The following is a 224-nucleotide window of genomic DNA, read 5'->3' on the forward strand; positions in this document are numbered from 1 at the left end:
TTCCCTACTCTCGCATGGGGAGACCCCACACTACCATCGGCGCTACGGCGTTTCACTTCTGAGTTCGGCATGGGGTCAGGTGGGACCACCGCGCTACTGCCGCCAGGCAAATTCTGTTTCATTCATACCGCTCACCTTAAATCAGGCTTGCACTACGAACCAATCTCGGAACTTCAGCTGAAAATCTACTTCAAGTCTCTAAAAACACCTTTGGTGTTGTAAGG

General features: G+C 51.3%; 1 rRNA gene. It reads right to left on the minus strand.

Going from position 1 to position 224, the window contains the following annotated elements:
• Positions 1–107 (minus strand): 5S ribosomal RNA (gene rrf, locus AACU55_RS24615); the annotation flags it as partial.
• Positions 108–224 lie beyond the last annotated feature (117 nt).

Origin of the sequence: Rahnella sp. CJA17(1/100), assembly GCF_963881615.1 — a bacterium.
GTDB lineage: Bacteria > Pseudomonadota > Gammaproteobacteria > Enterobacterales > Enterobacteriaceae > Rahnella > Rahnella aceris.